Consider the following 16,073-nt stretch of genomic DNA (forward strand, 5'->3'; position numbering starts at 1 on the left):
CGGCGCCCGGCCGGTTCTACTCCTGGGCCACGTCCAGTTCCGCCCAGATGATCTTTCCGCCCGGGGCATGGCGCGTACCCCAGCTTTCGGTGAGCTGGGCGACCAGGAGCAGGCCCCGTCCGCCCTCGTCGAAGACGCGGGCGCGGCGCAGATGAGGTGCGGTTTCGCTGCCGTCGTAGACCTCGCAGATGAGCCTGGCGTCACGGATCAGGCGCAGCCGGATGGGGGCGTCGCCGTAGCGGATGGCGTTGGTGACGAGTTCGCTGACCACCAGTTCCGTGACGAAGGCGGCCTCGTCCAGGCCCCAGGCCGCGAGCTGGCCGGTCGCGTACTTGCGAGCCTGGGCGACCACCTGAGGATCGCCCGGCAGCTCCCAGGTCGCCACTTGAGCGGCATCGAGGCCACGGGTCCTGGCCAGGAGAACGGCCACGTCGTCCACGGGGCGCCCGGGCAGCAGTTCCTCCAGCAGGTCGTCGCACAGCTTCTCCAGCGATCCGGCAGGCCGGCCGAGGACGCGGCCCATGAGGGCCAGGCCCGCATCGACGTTCTGGTCGCTCCCCTCGATCAGCCCGTCGGTGTAGAGGGCGAGCAGGCTGCCTTCCGGGACGTCGAACTCCGAGATCTCGAAGGGCAGTCCGCCGAGACCGAGCGGGGGGCCGACGGGCAGGTCCGGAAAGTCGACCTCGCCGTCGGGCGTCACCACGGCGGGCAGCACATGCCCCGCGCTGGCGAGAGAGCAACGCCGGGCCACCGGGTCGTAGACCGCGTACAGGCACGTGGCCCGCATCTCCCCGACCGGCCGGACCTCCCCGGACGGCCGGACCTCCCCGGACGGCCGGACCTCCCCGGACGGCGAGACCTCCCCGGTCGGCGGGTCAGCCGCGAAGGAGCCGGGATCGTCGGGCTCCTCCCGGGCCAGGCGGATGACCACGTCGTCGAGATGGGTGAGCAACTCGTCCGGCGCCAGGTCGACGTCGGCCAGCGTGCGCACCGCGGTGCGCAACTGGGCCATGGTGGCCGAGGCGCGCAGCCCGTGCCCGACCACGTCGCCGACCACGAGCGCCACCCGGGCACCGGACAGGGGGATCACGTCGAACCAGTCACCGCCCACGCCCGCGCGCGTGCCGGCGGGCAGATAGCGGGTGGCCACCTCCACGGCGGACTGGTCCGGTGTGCTCCGCTGCAGCAGGCTGCGCTGCAGTGTCACCGCCGTGGCCCGCTCACGGCTGTAGCGGCGGGCGTTGTCGATGCTCAGGGCCGCCTTGTTCGCGATCTCCCGCGCCAGGAACAGATCCTCCTCGTCGAACGGCTCCGCCGTGCGGTGGCGGTGGAACTGGGCCAGCCCGAGCGTGATGCCCCGTGCCTGCAGAGGAACGATCAGCAACGAGTGGATTCCGTGCGTCCGAAAGCTGTCGGCATGATCGGGTATCGCGGTCAGCCACGCGGGGAGACGGGCGCTGTCGAAACGATGCAGGAAGGGGCGGTCGCCGGTGAGGGCGTCGGCCTGCGGTGAGTCGTCGGCATAGACATGCCGCTGTCCGACACCGAAGGTCGCCTCCGGGCAGCCCTCCAGTACGGAGGCCTGCGCGGACCGACGGAAGACCAGCGGCCCCACGCCCGGCACGGTGTCCGTGTCGGCGTTCTGGAAGAGGCCGTCCAGGAGGTCCACGAGGACGAAGTCGGCGAACCCCGAGACGCCGATCTCGGCGAGCTCCTGGGCGGTGACGGTGACGTCGAGCGTGGTCCCGACGCGCAGGCCCGCCTCCCTCACCAGGGACATCCGTCGGCGCGCCCAGTACTGCTCGGTGGTGTCGTAGACGGCGGAGGCGACACCCCGTACCCGCCCCTGTGGGTCCTTGAGGGGGAACAGCAGGGAGGACCAGGAGCGCTCGCGACTGACCCCCGGGATCCGCAGATAGGCCTGGTGGCGTACGACGTTCCCGGTCCGCATGGCCTGTTCGGCCAGGCGGGGGACCTCCTCGGCGCCGTCGAGGATTTCGCCGGAGAGCCGCTCGGCGATGCCGAGGCCCCGCAGCTGGTCCTCCGTCGCTCCCGACAGCGTGACGAAGGCGTCGTTGGCGCGCACGACCTTCCCGTCGTCGTCGCACACGACCACGGCGATGGGTAGCTGCTCCATCGCCCATCGGTTCAGGGTGGCGGGGGCGGGTTCGGCCGCCGCCGAGGCCGTGACGATCCACAGCGGGTCGTCGTCGGCGCCGGTCAGCGGCCGGAGGTCGACCAGCAGCTCCAGTCGCCGCCCCTCGTGGGTCCTGACCACCGCGCCACCGCTCCAGGGCGCCCGGGCGGCGCAGGCGGTCCGGGCCGCGTACGGAAGCTCGGCGGCCAGCAGCTCCCGGGCGTCGCGGCCCACGGCGTCCACGGAGTCGTAGCCGAGCATCCGGCGGGCATCCTCGCTCCAGGCGGTGACCTTCCCCGTTCCGTCCACGACGGCGGTCGCTGCCCAGGCCGAACCGAATACGTCTGCGTCCATGCACCCGTCTCTCACGCACACCACGGGCCAACCCCGCGTCTGCCCTCAGCATGGCCCCACAGCAGGGCGGACTCAACGGGGCTCCCCACTTCTGGTCACATGTGATGAGGAGTTCGTAACCTCCCTGAAACCGCCCACGGCGGGAGGGCCGGGAATCCTGGCGCCCGGTGAGCGTTGAAAGCCATGTGAGTTCAGTGATCGCGGCCGCCCGCTTCTCCGTTCTCGACCGCTCGCGCACCCGGGAGGGGCACGAGGGCCCCGAGGCACTGCGGGACACCGTGCGGATGGCGCAGGAGGTGGAGCGGCTCGGCTACCACCGGATCTGGGTGTCGGAGCACCACGGCGTGCCCGGGGTCGCGGGTTCCGCGCCGACGGTGCTGGCCGCCGCGGTCGCCGCCGCGACGCGCACGATCCGGGTGGGCACGGGCGGGGTGATGCTGCCCAACCACCAACCCCTGGTGGTGGCCGAGCAGTTCGGCGTCCTGGAGTCGCTCTTCCCGGGGCGCATCGACATGGGGCTGGGCCGCTCCGTGGGGTTCACCGACGGTGTACGGAAGGCGCTCGGCCGGGACAAGGACGACGCCGGCGACTTCGCGGGACAGCTCGAGGAGTTGCTGGGCTGGTTCGGCGGGACGTCGGCGACGGGGGTGCACGCGCGCCCCGCCGAGGGCATGGTCGTGCCGCCCTTCGTGCTGGCCATGGGCGAGGGCGCCACGATCGCGGCGCGGGCGGGTCTGCCGATGGTCATCGGCGACCTCAGGAACCGCGAGAAGATGCTGCGCGGTATCGATCACTACCGTGAGACGTTCCGGCCGTCCGCGTGGGCGAGCGAACCGTACGTCGTCATCTCCGGCACCATAGCGGTGGCGGGCACCCCTCAGGAGGCCCGCCGACTGCTGCTCCCCGAGGCCTGGTCGATGGCCCACTCCCGCACGCACGGCACCTTCCCGCCGCTGCCGCCCGCCGAGCGTGTCGAGGCGCTGCGCATGAGCGGCAAGGAGCGCGGTTTCTACGAGTCCGGGCTCCGAGGCCACATCGTGGGCACCGAGGACGAGGTCGCCGACGAACTGGAGACGGTGCTCAAGGACTCCGGCGCGGACGAGGTCCTGGTCACCACGAGCACGTACGACCGTGAGGCGCTGCTGGACTCGTACGAGAGGCTGGCCAGGATCACGGGGACTGGTCGGGGCTCTTCGAGTCGGCCGTAGTGCGCCATCGCGGGTTCCGTCAGATGTGTGCGGATGCCTCCGAGTTCGCGCAGGTCCGATGGGTGGTGGCTGCCTCGGCGGCGTGGGCGAGGGCCCGCCGGTCGGGTGCGCCGCCCGGCGGGAGCACCGGCTGTACGTGCACCTCCGCCACGAGACCGCGTGCCGACACGACCCGCCACACCGAGGCGAGCAGCGACTCGCTCCCGACGAACGCGGGCGCGGTGGTCGCCGCTCCCCCGTCGATCCGGTAGTGCAGACGCACCGGCTGGACGGGCACGGCCGCGTCCAGGGCGGCCTGGAAGACGGCCCTGCGGAAGTGGCCCTGGGCCCGGCCGCACCAGGTGCTCCCCTCGGGGAAGACGACGACCGCCGCGCCGCCCCGCAGGCTGTCCGCGATCCGCTCAACCGTCCCGGGCAGCGCGCGCAGCCGGTCGCGCTCGATGAACAGAGCGCCGCTGCTCGCGGTCAGCGGGCCCGCCACCGGCCACTGCCGTATCTCCGCCTTGGCGAGCATCCGGCCCGGGCGGACGGCCGCCAGCAGCGGGATGTCCAGCCAGGAGATGTGGTTGGCGACCAGCAGCAGGCCGCCGGTGGGCGGGGCGGCGCCGGTGATCCGTAGGCGCACGCCCACCGCGCGCACGATCGTCCGGCACCACAGCCGGACGGCACGGTCGCGCCGCACACCCGCGAGCCGTCCCATGACCGGGATCAGCATGATCCCGAAGAGAAGCACGGCCACGACGGCGGTCAGCCGCAGCGCGGCACGCGGTACGGCGGCCGGCGACCCCAGGGACTCCACGCAGGCCCGCGGGGAGCACGGGGCGCTGGGCAGCCAGGCGCTCGCCGGGGCAGTGAGGGTGGGCGTCGCGCGGTGTCGCTTCCGGGACACGGGCCGCACGCTGCCGAGGCGCGGGCGTGGCACCTTCCGGGTGCCCGGGAGCGCCGCCGCGCTCGCGCCCGGCCCCGCGAGGGCCGTCGCGCCGCGGCGGGGACGCAGTATCACTGCGATACGGGGAGTGTTCATCACGCCGGCACGAGCGAGAGGAAGTGCCGCAGATACCGCGGGCTGACCCGCCGCATCGACAGCAGGACGTACAGGTCGGCGACGCCGAAGTCGGGGTCGTGGGCCGGTTCCGCGCAGACCCAGGCGCCGAGGCGAAGATAGCCGCGCAGCAGCGGGGGAAGTTCGGTGCGCCCGGAGCGGGTGACGCCGTCGGGGTTCCAGGGCAGTCGCGGCCGTACGCGGTACTCCTCGGGCGCCAGGTACTTGGCCTGGACCCGGTCCCAGGTGCCGGCGGCGAGTGCGCCGCCGTCTGCCAGCGGGATGGAGCAGCAGCCGGCCAGCCACTCGTGACCGCCGTCGACCATGTAGCGCGCGATCCCGGCCCAGATCAGACCGATGACGGCGCCGTCCCGGTGGTCGGGGTGCACACAGGAGCGGCCGACCTCGACGAGCCCGGAGCGGATCCCGTCGAGTGGCGCGAGGTCGAACTCGCTCTCCGAGTAGAGCCGTCCGGCGATCGCGGCGCGCTCGGGCGGCAGCAGCCGGTAGGTGCCGACGACCTGTCCCGTCGTGGTGTCGCGGACCAGCAGGTGGTCGCAGTACGCGTCGAAGGCGTCGATGTCGAGGCCCGGCTGCGGGGAGGACAGCAGGGCGCCCATCTCCGCGGCGAAGACGTCGTGACGCAGCCGCTGTGCGGCCCGGACGTCTGCCTCGTCGCGGGCGAGGGTGACGGTGTAGCGGGTGGGGGCAGTCGACAGTGGGGGGCTGTCGAGGGTGGAAACGCCGGTCATGGCACTCTCCTGGTCGCGGGCCGGTTCGGCGGAGCGGCGGCAGACCGATACCGTTACGGTCTGCGCGCTCCTGTTCTTCCGATGCCGATTGGCGTCAGCGTGACCTGCGACAGGAGTCAGGATGTGCGGTTGTTGAATGCCAGGGGGCGCCGTCGATGCGAGACGGGACCGGAGCTGAGCACCACCTCCGGTCCCGCCCGTCCGCACCTTTCCGGCGAACGACGTACGGCTAACGCTTGCCCGACGTGCGGGTCGCGCGCAGCCACTCCTTGTTCATGCTGGTGATGGAGACCAGCGGGATGCCCTTCGGGCACGCGGTGGCGCACTCGCCGGTGAGCGTGCAGCCGCCGAAGCCCTCCTCGTCCATCTGCCCCACCATGTCCAGCACCCGCGTCTCGCGTTCGGGCGCACCCTGCGGCAGAACGTTGAGGTGGTTGATCTTCGCCGAGGTGAAGAGCATGGCGGCGCCGTTCGGGCAGGCCGCCACGCACGCGCCGCAGCCGATGCACTCGGCGTGCTCGAACGCGAAGTCCGCGTCCGGCTTCGGTACGGGCGTCGCATGGGCCTCGGGTGCGGCCCCGGTCGGCGCGGTGATGTAGCCGCCGGCCTGGATGATCCGGTCGAAGGCGCTCCGGTCGACCACGAGGTCCTTCACGACCGGGAACGCCGAGGCCCGCCACGGCTCGATGTCGATCGTGTCGCCGTCCTCGAAGGACCGCATGTGCAGCTGGCAGGTGGTGGTGCGCTCGGGCCCGTGCGCGTCGCCGTTGATGACGAGCGAGCACGCCCCGCAGATGCCCTCACGGCAGTCGTGGTCGAAGGCGACCGGGTCCTCGCCCTTGAGGATGAGTTCCTCGTTGAGGGTGTCCAGCATCTCCAGGAAGGACATGTCGGCCGAGATGCCGTCCACTTCGTACGTGGACATCGCTCCGTCGGCGTCGGCGTTCTTCTGCCGCCAGACGCGCAGGGTGAGCTTCATGCGTAGCTCCGCTGGGTGGGGTGGACGTACTCGAAGACGAGGTCTTCCTTGTGCAGCACCGGCGCGTCACCGGTGGCGGTGAACTCCCAGGCCGCCGCGTACGAGAACTCCTCGTCCTTGCGGGCCGCCTCGCCGTCCGGGGTCTGGGACTCCTCACGGAAGTGACCACCGCACGACTCGCTGCGCTGCAGGGCGTCGAGGCACATGAGTTCGGCGAGCTCCAGGTAGTCGACGACGCGGTTCGCCTTCTCCAGCGACTGGTTGAACTCCTCGCCGGTACCGGGCACCTTGATGCGCCGCCAGAACTCCTCGCGGATCTGCGGGATGCGCTCCAGGGCCTTGCGCAGCCCGGTTTCCGTACGGGCCATGCCGCAGAACTCCCACATCAGCTCGCCGAGTTCACGGTGGAAGGAGTCGGGGGTGCGGTCGCCGTCGACGGAGAGGAGCAGGTTCAGGCGGTCCTCGGTCTCGGCCAGCACCTCCTGGACGCCGGGGTGGTCGACCGTCACCTCGTTGTGGTGCGGATTGCGTGCGAGGTAGTCGTTGATCGTCGACGGCAGCACGAAGTAGCCGTCGGCGAGGCCCTGCATCAGGGCGGACGCGCCGAGCCGGTTCGCCCCGTGGTCGGAGAAGTTGGCCTCGCCGATCGCGAAGAGACCCGGAATCGTGGTCTGGAGGTCGTAGTCGACCCACAGGCCGCCCATCGTGTAGTGCACGGCGGGGTAGATCCGCATCGGTACCTCGTACGGGTTCTCCGCGGTGATCCGCTCGTACATGTCGAAGAGGTTGCCGTACTTCTCCTCGACCTTGGCGCGGCCCATCCGCCGGATGGCGTCCGCGAAGTCGAGGTAGACGCCCTGCCCGCCGGGGCCGACGCCACGCCCTTCGTCGCAGACGTTCTTGGCGGCCCTGGAGGCGATGTCACGGGGCACGAGGTTGCCGAAGGCCGGGTAGATGCGCTCCAGGTAGTAGTCGCGCTCGTCCTCGGGGATCTCGTTCGCCGGACGGTTGTCGCCCTTCGCCTTGGGGACCCAGATCCGGCCGTCGTTGCGCAGGGACTCGCTCATCAGCGTGAGCTTCGACTGGTGATCCCCGGTGCGTGGAATGCAGGTCGGGTGGATCTGGGTGAAGCACGGGTTGGCGAAGTACGCGCCGCGTCGGTGCGCCCGCCAGATCGCGGTGGCGTTGGAGTTCATGGCGTTCGTCGACAGGTAGAAGACGTTGCCGTAGCCGCCGGACGCGAGGACGACGGCGTCCGCGAAGTACGTGTCGATCCTGCCGGTGATCAGATCGCGGGCCACGATGCCGCGTGCCCGGCCGTCCACCACGATCAGGTCCAGCATCTCGGTGCGCGGATGCATCTCGATGTTGCCGGCGGCGATCTGCCGGGACAGCGCCTGGTAGGCGCCGAGCAGCAGTTGCTGGCCCGTCTGGCCACGGGCGTAGAAGGTCCGGGAGACCTGTACGCCGCCGAAGGACCGGGTGTCGAGGAGGCCGCCGTACTCACGCGCGAAGGGCACGCCCTGGGCGACGCACTGGTCGATGATCTCGACCGAGATCTGCGCCAGGCGGTGGACGTTGGACTCGCGGGCCCTGAAGTCCCCGCCCTTGACGGTGTCGTAGAACAGCCGGTGGACGGAGTCGCCGTCGTTGCGGTAGTTCTTCGCGGCGTTGATGCCGCCCTGCGCGGCGATGGAGTGGGCGCGGCGCGGCGAGTCCTGGTAGCAGAACTGCACGACGTGGTAGCCCTGTTCGGCGAGCGTGGCGCCGGCCGAGCCGCCCGCGAGACCAGTCCCGACGACGATCACCGTGTGCTTGCGGCGGTTGGCGGGGTTGACCAGCTTGGCCTCGAAGCGGCGGGTGTCCCAGCGCTCGTTGACCGGGCCCTTGGGCGCCTTGGTGTCGACGACCGGCTCACCGGTCGCGTAGTCCGTGTACGTCATGTGTCAGCTCACCACTCCGGTCATCACGGCCACGGGTACGGAGACGAAGCCCACCGTCAGCACCAGCGCGAGGACGTTGGCGGTGACCTTGAGGGCGCGGTCGCGGGCGCGGCTGCCCACGCCGAGGGTCTGCGCGGCGCTCCAGAAGCCGTGCCGGACGTGCAGGCCGAGCGCGAGCATCGCGACGATGTAGATGACGTTGCCGTACCAGGTGGAGAAGGTGTCGATCACGTTCTGGTACGGATGTCCGGTCTGGAAGCCGTCGGGGTGCACGGTGCCGGTCGTCAGGTCGAGGATGTGCCAGACGATGAACAGGCCGAGGATGATCCCGCCCCAGCGCATCGTCCGCGTCGCGTAACTGGCCCGCGGCTTCTTGTGCACGTACTTGGTCGGTCGCGCCCTGATGTCGCGGCGGCTCAGCTGGTACGCGGAGGTGGCGTGCGCGACGACGGCGGCGACCAGGACCACACGGATGATCCACAGCGCCCACTCGTAGTGCAGGAAGGGTTCGCCGAGGGTGCGCAGCCAGTGCGCGTAGTCGTTGAACTCGTCGGATCCGAAGAAGATCTTCAGGTTGCCCAGCATGTGGACGACCAGGTACGCCAGCATGATCAGGCCGCTCACGGCCATCACCGTCTTCTTGCCGACGGACGAGTCCCACATGGTGCGCGTCATGGACGATTTTCGGACCGTCCGCGTTGCCAGAGCCATGGACAAGGACGCTAGAGCCGAATGACCCCATCGGTCCAAGACATGGTGTGGCTGGATTCGATAGGTGCGGCCTATCGTGGCGGTATGCAGTTCCAGCAGCTCCAGTACTTTGTCGCGGTGGCCGAGACCCGGCACTTCACCCGCGCCGCGGACCTGGTCCATGTCGCCCAGCCGTCTCTGTCCCAGCAGATCAAGGCGCTGGAGCGGGAGTTGGGCGCGGATCTCTTCCTTCGGGCGCGCGGCAACATCACGCTCACGGACGCGGGCGAGGCGCTGCTGCCGCTGGCCCGCCGCATCCTGGCCGACGCGGACACGGCCCGGCACGAGGTCCAGGAACTCGTGCAACTGCGCAGCGGCCGGGTCCGTCTGGGGGCGACTCCGAGCCTGTGCACGGGGCTGCTGCCCGACGTGCTCCGGGCCTTCCACGACCGCTACCCGGGCATTCGGCTGCTGATCGAGGAGGGCGGCTCGCACGATCTCGTACGCGAGCTCGCCCGCGGAGCCCTGGACCTCGCCCTCGTCGTACTGCCCCTGCCCAGCCCGTCGCCCGCGCTGACCACGGTCGAGGTGCTGCGGGAGGACCTGGTGGTGGTGTCGTCCCCGGACTCACCGGCTCCGGGGCAGGGGCAGGGGCAGGGGCGGCGGACGGTACAGGTCGCGGATCTGGAGGGCGAGCGGCTGGTCATGTTCCGGCACGGCTACGACCTGCGCGAGCTGACGGTCGCCGCGTGCCGCTCCGCGGGGTTCGAGCCGGACTTCGCGGTGGAGGGCGGGGAGATGGACGCGGTGCTGGGTTTCGTCCGGGCGGGACTGGGTGTGGCCGTGGTCCCGCGCATGGTGGCCGCACGGTCCGGGCGCGGGCTGCGGGTGACTCCGCTGGCCCCTCCGGGGATGCACCGGACGATCGCGTTGGCGCACCGTAGCGATGTGGCTCCGCCTCGGGCCGCCAGGGAGTTGCAGCGGATGTTGTTCGAACGGTGACCCTTTGTCGGAGGCTCCGGTCCCGGAAGCGCCGCATTGTGAAGCACCGTCCGGGGCTGCGGGTTGTCTGTGGCTGAGCGCGCAGTTCCCCGCGCCCCTTCGGGGCGCCCCGAAGGGGCGCGGCCCTTCGGGGCGCGCCCGCTCGCCGTCGTATCAGCCCGTCGCGTCCACCAGTGCCAGGTCGTGCAGGCGGTCCGGCGGGCCCGGGCGGGCGTAGTACCACCCCTGGGCCGTGTCGCAGCCCAGGATGCGTAGCTGTTCGGCCTGCGCGCCCGTCTCCACGCCCTCCACCGTGACCGCGAGGTCGAGGCTGTGGGCCAGAGAAACGATCCCTTCGACGATCTTGAGGTCGACGGGATCGGCGGGGAACTGCTGCATGCCCTGAGTGAAGGAGCGGTCGAGCTTGAGGATGCTCACCGGGAGGCGGCGCAGGTTGGCGAGGTTCGAGTAGCCCGTACCGAAGTCGTCCAGGGCGATGTCGACGCCCATCTCGGAGAGGCGGCGCAACGGCTTGAGGAGGTCGTCGTCGGCGCCGATCAGCGCGGACTCGGTGACTTCCAGGCAGAGGGACGCCGGTTCGAGACCGGCGCGCTCCAGGATGTCGACCGTGTCGGAGACCAGGCCGGGATGGGTCAGCTGGCAGGGCGACAGGTTCACATTGATGCGCAGCGGGCCCGCGGCCGCCTTTCCGCCGTGTCGTTCCTGCCACTCCCGGGCCTGGCGAACGGACTGTTCCAGGACCCAGCGGCCCAGCGGGACGATCAGACCAGTGTGCTCGGCGAGCGGGATGAACCGGTCGGGAGTGAGCACGCCGTGCTGCGGATGCAGCCAGCGGACGAGGGCCTCGGCGCCGTGCACGCTGCCGTCGCCGAGGTGGACGAGCGGCTGGTACTCGATGAAGAACTCGTTCCGGTCCAGGGCCGCGGGCAGCTGCGTGGTGAGCCCGTGCCGGGTGATGGCGCGAGCGTCGGCCTCGGCGTCGGCGAGTTCGTAGCGGTTGCCGCCCGCCGACTTGGCCCGGTACATCGTGATGTCGGCGCTGCGCAGCACCTCCGCCGGGCCGCGCTCGCCCGTCGGCCCCTCGACGATGCCGATGCTGCCGCGGACCGTCAGCTCGCGGCCGTCGATACGGACCGGGGTGACGAGGGCGTTCATGATGCGGTCGGCCAGCGCGTCGACCTCGCGCTCCGTGTCGGGCCCGGTGGTCAGCGCCACGAACTCGTCGCCGCCGATTCGCGCGACCATCTCACCGGGCGCGGTCGCGCAGGACTGCAGCCGGTCGGCGACCTCGACGAGCAGCCGGTCGCCGGCCGCGTGCCCCAGGCTGTCGTTGATGGTCTTGAAGCCGTCGAGGTCCAGGTAGCAGAGCCCGAAGCGCATGCCCTCGCGCGCGGACAGTGCCTTGTCGAGGCGCTCGAAGAACAGCGTCCGGTTGGGCAGTCCGGTGAGCGCGTCGTGCGTCGCCTCGTACCTCAGCCGCAGGTTGAGCAGCCGGCGTTCGGTGGTGTCCTCCATGAGAGCGAGCTGGTATTGCGGGCAGCCGTCCGCGTCGCGCAGCAGGGAGACCGTCAGGTTGGTCCACAGAACCGTTCCGTCAGGGCGGTAGAAGGCCTTCTCCACGTGATAGTGCTCGCGCTCGCCCCGTACAAGTTCCTCGTACAGGCGCCAGACTTGAGGAGCGTCGTCGGGGTGCGTCCACTCGACGACCTTGCGTCCGCGCACCAGTTGCTCGGTGCCGCCGAACATCCGCAGCAGGGCGTTGTTCACCTGGAGGACGTTGCCGTCGAGGTCCGCGATGCCGATGCCTATGGCCGCGCCCTCGAACACCGCGCGGAACCGGGCCTCGCTCGAGTGCAGCGCCTCCGCGACCACGCCCTGGGCCTCGAGCGCGGCTTGGGCGATGGCCTCCTGCTCCGCCAGCGTCCTTTCCCGCAGCGCGTGCGCGAACCCGGCAGCCATGGCGTGCTGCAGCCGGGCCGAGCGGTTGCGCAGGTCTTCCTGGGGTCCGTCCTCGCCGCAGTAGAGCACCAGGTAGGCGTCGACGCAGTCGAGCGAGCGGCTGAGCGCCTCCGGCTCGGTGCAGTGCGCGTCGATCAGCGCGGCGCCGACCGCCTGCCCCTCGGCCGCGTCGAACGTCCTCGCCCGCAAGGCTTCGCTCAACCGCCGGGCGAGCGGTACCAGTTTCAGCTCGAACTCCGGCCGGGTCAGCGACGTCGCGGAGGCCGGGTAGACCGCCCGGCTCCAGATCGTCGTGAACCGGCGCAGTCTGTCCTCCGGTCCGTCCGGCTCCGCCATCACGCCGAACGCCCCACTCCCGCGAAACCGGAGTAGGCAAAGGGATCCTCGTCCTCCGGTGCTGTCTCGGGCCGCCAGTTCGGCATCGCCACCAGGCCGGGTTCCACCATGTCGTACCCCTCGAAGAACCGCGCGATGTTGTCACGCGTGCGCATGATCAGCGGGTTGCGGATGTCCTTGTAGACATCGACCGCTCCCTCGACCCGCTCCTGTGGGAGCGGGATTCCCTCGTACGAGGCGTGCGTGACGACGAGCAGGCTGCCGGGTGCCAGCGCCTCGCGCAACTCCGCCACAGCCCCGAACGGGTCGTCCTCTTCCTCCACGAAGTGAAGTATGGCAACGAGGAGCAGGGCGACTGGCCGATTCAGGTCGATCAGACGCCCAACCTCGGGACTCGTCAGGATTTCCTGGGGCTTGCGCAGATCGGCGGCGACGACGTCCGCGTCCTCGTTGCCCTCCAGGACGGCCTTGCTGTGCGCCACGGCCACCGGGTCGTTGTCGACGTACACGACGCGTGCTCCGGGACTGGCGCTCTGGACCACCTCGTGGACGCTGCCGAAGGTGGGGATGCCCGAGCCGATGTCGAGGAACTGGGTGATGCCCTCGTCCACCGCGAAACGCGCCGCACGGCGCAGGAACGCCCGGTTCGCCTGCATGATCTTGGGAAGTCCCGGCATGAACTCCATCGCCTTGCGGGCCGCCACCCGGTCGACTTCGAAGTTGTGCGATCCGCCCAGGTAGTAGTCGTAGATCCGGCTCACACTCGGCACCGAGATGTCGATACTGCGTGGGGCCCAGGCGGGACGCTCCATCTATCTCTCCAAGGCGTAGGCGATCCGGTGTTCGAGCTGAGGCTACTGATCGCCCGCCAAACGAGCGAGCGGAAACGGAAATTGACCATCCGTTCCCGGTCTCTGCCCGCGGCACGTGCCGAATTAACGTCATACGAAAGCGTCCGAAGCGCTCCAAAGCCTTGCGAAACGGGCCTACCCCCTCCGTGCGACACGGAGGGGGTGGACCGGTGAAACGTGCGCTCTCTGCCTACTTGGGCTTGCCGAGCGGCTTGCCCTCCGGCGAGATCGCGTACCAAGTACCGCCCACTCCCTGGCCGTTGGTGTCGCCGGGCTTCTTGTCGCCCGCGAAGGTGTACAGCGGCCAGCAGTCGATGCTCTGCTGCTTGAGGCCGTCCGGGCGGTTCAGGACGACATAGCCCCGGCGGCCGTCGTTCTTGTTGTCGATGCCCTTGGTGTCGGCGGCGTCGACCGGCTCGACGACCGGCCACTTCTCCAGACACTCACCGACGCAGTTCGACTTCATCGGCCACGGGACGTCCTTCTCGAAGCGGTAGACCGTCATACCGTTCTTGTCGACGACGACCTCGCCCAGTTCGGGGTCGTTACGGGTCGACAGACCGGGAAGCTCGGCGGCGGCCGCGCCGCCGCCACCCTCGGTCGCCTTCTTACCGGTCGGGGCAGATGCGTACCAAGTGCCGCCCACGCCCTGGCCCTTGGTGTCACCGGCCTTGGTGTCCTTGGCGTACCGGTACATCGGCCAGCCGTCGAGGGTCAGCTGCTTCGTACCGTCAGCGCGGGTGACCTCACCGAGCAGCGACTTGTCTATACCCGCCGGGGCGCTGGCGCCCGAGGCCGGAACGGGCGGCCAGGTCGTGGCGCAGTCGCCGTCACAGGTCGACTTCGGCGGTTCGGCCGTGTCCTTGTCGAAGCGGTAGAGCGTCATACCCGCGCTGTCCGTCACCACTTCGCCGAGCTTCGCGTTATCCGCCACGGCAAGCCGGCCGGCGGTCTCCGACTTGGCCCCGGCGCCCTCCTGCGCACCCTGGGCACCAGCGGTGGGATTGCTCGTACCGATATCGTAGTCATTGCCCGATCCCACACCGTTGGCCGCGGGCGCCGCGCCCACGTTCTGGCTCCCCGTGGACTGGGCGTTGTCCTGACCGCACGCCGTCGTCAGCGCCAGGGCCGCAGCTGCCGCTACGAGTGAGGCGCTCCGCCAGGAGGTCTTCATAACCAACTCCCCGCTGTTCGCTTAGGTGTTGCGGCGCACTACTGCGCCGCGCAGCCCTAGGTACGGGCGAAAGCGCCGAGAGTGTTCAACCAGCTCACAAGATTCTTTGAGAAAACTGCCGGTGAGCCAGTTCGGGGTGCGGCTCGGCAACCCCGTGAGGCCCTTGGTCCCTCCTTCGGGGCAATCCCTGCGGGCTCCGGCATACAGGGCTCGACCGAGGCCCAGGATCTCCGTCGTGCATGGACCACAACGGACCCGATTCGCCCTCGCCATACGGCTGTTGGCGCTACTCACGCTGGTCTGGCTGCTCATCGGCGCACCGATCCCGGCGGCCGCGGACACCTGCGCGTCGGCCTCCGCGGGCCCGGACGGTTCCCACGCGGTGGCGGTCGCCGGGACCGGCGTCCCCTGCGGACCGAGCCCGACACCACCACCGCCGAGCCCGACGCCGACACCCACCCCGGAGCCGGTGCCGCCACCGGCCCCGACCCCACCACCTTCACCACCACCTGCCCCACGGCCGCCGTCGCCCTCTCCCCCACCGTCGACGTTTCCACCGACGCCACGGCCGACTCCCGCCGCGCCACGACCGGCGGCTCCCGAACCCGCACCGGCACCGCTCCCGCCGCGAGCGGCACCTCTCCCACCGTCTCCGACACCCACCGCGCGGATCAAACCCTCACCGACTCCGGTGAGTTATCCCCCGTACCGCACGGCGTCCCGACGGCAGCCGCCTCGCGGCGGCCCGTCCCTGGTCTCGCTCACCCTGCTCATCACCGCGCCCGCGGTGCTCGCCGTCGCCGCGCTGCGCCCGCGCTGATCCCTGGAGGCCTCTTTGTCGGAATGGCTTGTTCTCGCCCTCGCGATGGCGGCTTCGTGCTGCGTCGTCCTCGCCGTGGCCGTCGTACGGCATCACACGGCCACCGAGGACGACGACCCGTCCGAGACCCCGGACGTGATCGAGTACATGACGATGATGATCGGAGTGGTGTACGCCATCGTGCTGGGCCTCGCCATCGCCGGTGTCTGGGAGGCGCGCGGCGTCGCCGAGGACCACGTACGGACCGAGGCGTACGCGCTGCACGAGGTCTCGGAGCGCGTACGGGTCTACCCGCCGGACATCCGCGAACAGATCCGGGACGACGTCAACGCCTATGTCGGCCACGTCGTCACGACGGAGTGGAAAGCCATGGCCGACGAAGGCCGGGTCACCGACCGCGGCACCCGGCTTTTCGAGCGGATGCGCCACGACGTCACCGACTATGAACCCAAGACCGACTTCGAGGCCCAGGCCTATCAGCCGCTCCTCGACCAGATCACCGCGGCCGACGAGGCGCGGCGCGCCCGCGCCGAGGCATCGGAGCCGACCATGCCGGGCGTCGTCTGGTTCGGACTGATCACCGGAGCCGTCGTCACCGTCGGGATGGTCTTCGCGTTGCAGATCCGCCGCACCCTGCGCGAACTGATCCTCGCCGGGCTGTTCTCCGCCCTGATCGGCTTCCTGCTCTTCCTGATCTGGGACTTCGACGCGCCCTACGGCCGTGGGATCACGGCGTCGCCCGAGCCGTTCCTGTCGCTGTTCCCGAACGCGCGGGGGTGACGCCTCCCGGCGCACAGCCCTTCGCCCCGGAACCATGAGGGTCCCC

The 16,073-nt window shown here is 70.4% G+C and carries 13 protein-coding genes; 4 read left to right on the top strand and 9 right to left on the bottom strand.

The features are described 5' to 3' along the window. Positions 1-16: 16 nt before the first annotated feature. Positions 17-2,491: a SpoIIE family protein phosphatase gene (locus FGD71_RS32945; protein ID WP_119104227.1), complete on the bottom strand. Its 2,475-nt coding sequence runs from the start codon at positions 2,489-2,491 to the stop codon at positions 17-19. Between the two features lie 185 nt (positions 2,492-2,676). On the opposite strand from FGD71_RS32945, the gene FGD71_RS32950 reads away from it, so the two are divergent. Next, a complete protein-coding gene (locus FGD71_RS32950) occupies positions 2,677-3,699 on the top strand; it encodes an LLM class flavin-dependent oxidoreductase (protein ID WP_119104228.1) in 1,023 nt (340 codons plus the stop codon). A gap of 19 nt (positions 3,700-3,718) precedes the next feature. On the opposite strand, the gene FGD71_RS32955 is transcribed toward FGD71_RS32950, so the two are convergent. From FGD71_RS32955 to FGD71_RS32975, 5 genes are all read right to left on the bottom strand, one after another. Beyond that, positions 3,719-4,588 carry a lysophospholipid acyltransferase family protein gene (locus FGD71_RS32955; protein ID WP_240436882.1) on the bottom strand — a complete coding sequence of 290 codons (870 nt, stop codon included), beginning with the start codon at positions 4,586-4,588 and terminating at the stop codon, positions 3,719-3,721. Between the two features lie 134 nt (positions 4,589-4,722). Then, positions 4,723-5,493 carry a GNAT family N-acetyltransferase gene (locus FGD71_RS32960; RefSeq protein WP_119104230.1) on the bottom strand — a complete coding sequence of 257 codons (771 nt, stop codon included), beginning with the start codon at positions 5,491-5,493 and terminating at the stop codon, positions 4,723-4,725. A 229-nt stretch (positions 5,494-5,722) separates the two neighbouring features. After that, positions 5,723-6,472, bottom strand: a complete 750-nt coding sequence (locus FGD71_RS32965; RefSeq protein WP_119104231.1) for a succinate dehydrogenase/fumarate reductase iron-sulfur subunit — start codon at positions 6,470-6,472, stop codon at positions 5,723-5,725. Next, positions 6,469-8,415: a fumarate reductase/succinate dehydrogenase flavoprotein subunit gene (locus FGD71_RS32970; protein ID WP_119104232.1), complete on the bottom strand. Its 1,947-nt coding sequence runs from the start codon at positions 8,413-8,415 to the stop codon at positions 6,469-6,471. Before FGD71_RS32970 ends, FGD71_RS32965 begins: the two co-directional genes overlap by 4 nt. Before the next feature lie 3 nt (positions 8,416-8,418). Continuing rightward, positions 8,419-9,090, bottom strand: a complete 672-nt coding sequence (locus FGD71_RS32975; protein WP_162931296.1) for a succinate dehydrogenase — start codon at positions 9,088-9,090, stop codon at positions 8,419-8,421. Positions 9,091-9,210: 120 nt separating this feature from the next. Here FGD71_RS32975 and FGD71_RS32980 point away from each other — a divergent pair, with 120 nt between their 5' ends. Further along, entirely contained in the window at positions 9,211-10,107 is an 897-nt protein-coding gene (locus tag FGD71_RS32980; protein ID WP_119104234.1) for a LysR family transcriptional regulator, read from the top strand. A 153-nt stretch (positions 10,108-10,260) separates the two neighbouring features. On the opposite strand, the gene FGD71_RS32985 is transcribed toward FGD71_RS32980, so the two are convergent. From FGD71_RS32985 to FGD71_RS32995, 3 genes are all read right to left on the bottom strand, one after another. Further along, on the bottom strand, positions 10,261-12,405 hold the full coding sequence (locus FGD71_RS32985) for a putative bifunctional diguanylate cyclase/phosphodiesterase (protein ID WP_119104235.1): 2,145 nt from the start codon (positions 12,403-12,405) through the stop codon (positions 10,261-10,263). Then, positions 12,402-13,214: an SAM-dependent methyltransferase gene (locus FGD71_RS32990; RefSeq protein WP_119104236.1), complete on the bottom strand. Its 813-nt coding sequence runs from the start codon at positions 13,212-13,214 to the stop codon at positions 12,402-12,404. Before FGD71_RS32990 ends, FGD71_RS32985 begins: the two co-directional genes overlap by 4 nt. A gap of 229 nt (positions 13,215-13,443) precedes the next feature. After that, the gene (locus FGD71_RS32995) at positions 13,444-14,427 is read right to left on the bottom strand and encodes an SCO0930 family lipoprotein (protein WP_119104237.1); all 984 of its coding nucleotides are present in this window, start codon (positions 14,425-14,427) and stop codon (positions 13,444-13,446) included. Positions 14,428-15,118: 691 nt separating this feature from the next. On the opposite strand from FGD71_RS32995, the gene FGD71_RS49765 reads away from it, so the two are divergent. Then, a complete protein-coding gene (locus FGD71_RS49765; RefSeq protein ID WP_276147170.1) occupies positions 15,119-15,247 on the top strand; it encodes a hypothetical protein in 129 nt (42 codons plus the stop codon). A gap of 15 nt (positions 15,248-15,262) precedes the next feature. Beyond that, complete coding sequence (locus FGD71_RS33005) at positions 15,263-16,027, top strand: bestrophin-like domain (RefSeq protein ID WP_119104238.1); 765 nt, start codon at positions 15,263-15,265, stop codon at positions 16,025-16,027. Positions 16,028-16,073: the final 46 nt, after the last annotated feature.

It is taken from the genome of Streptomyces sporangiiformans (genome assembly GCF_005768555.2).
GTDB classification, from domain to species: domain Bacteria; phylum Actinomycetota; class Actinomycetes; order Streptomycetales; family Streptomycetaceae; genus Streptomyces; species Streptomyces sporangiiformans.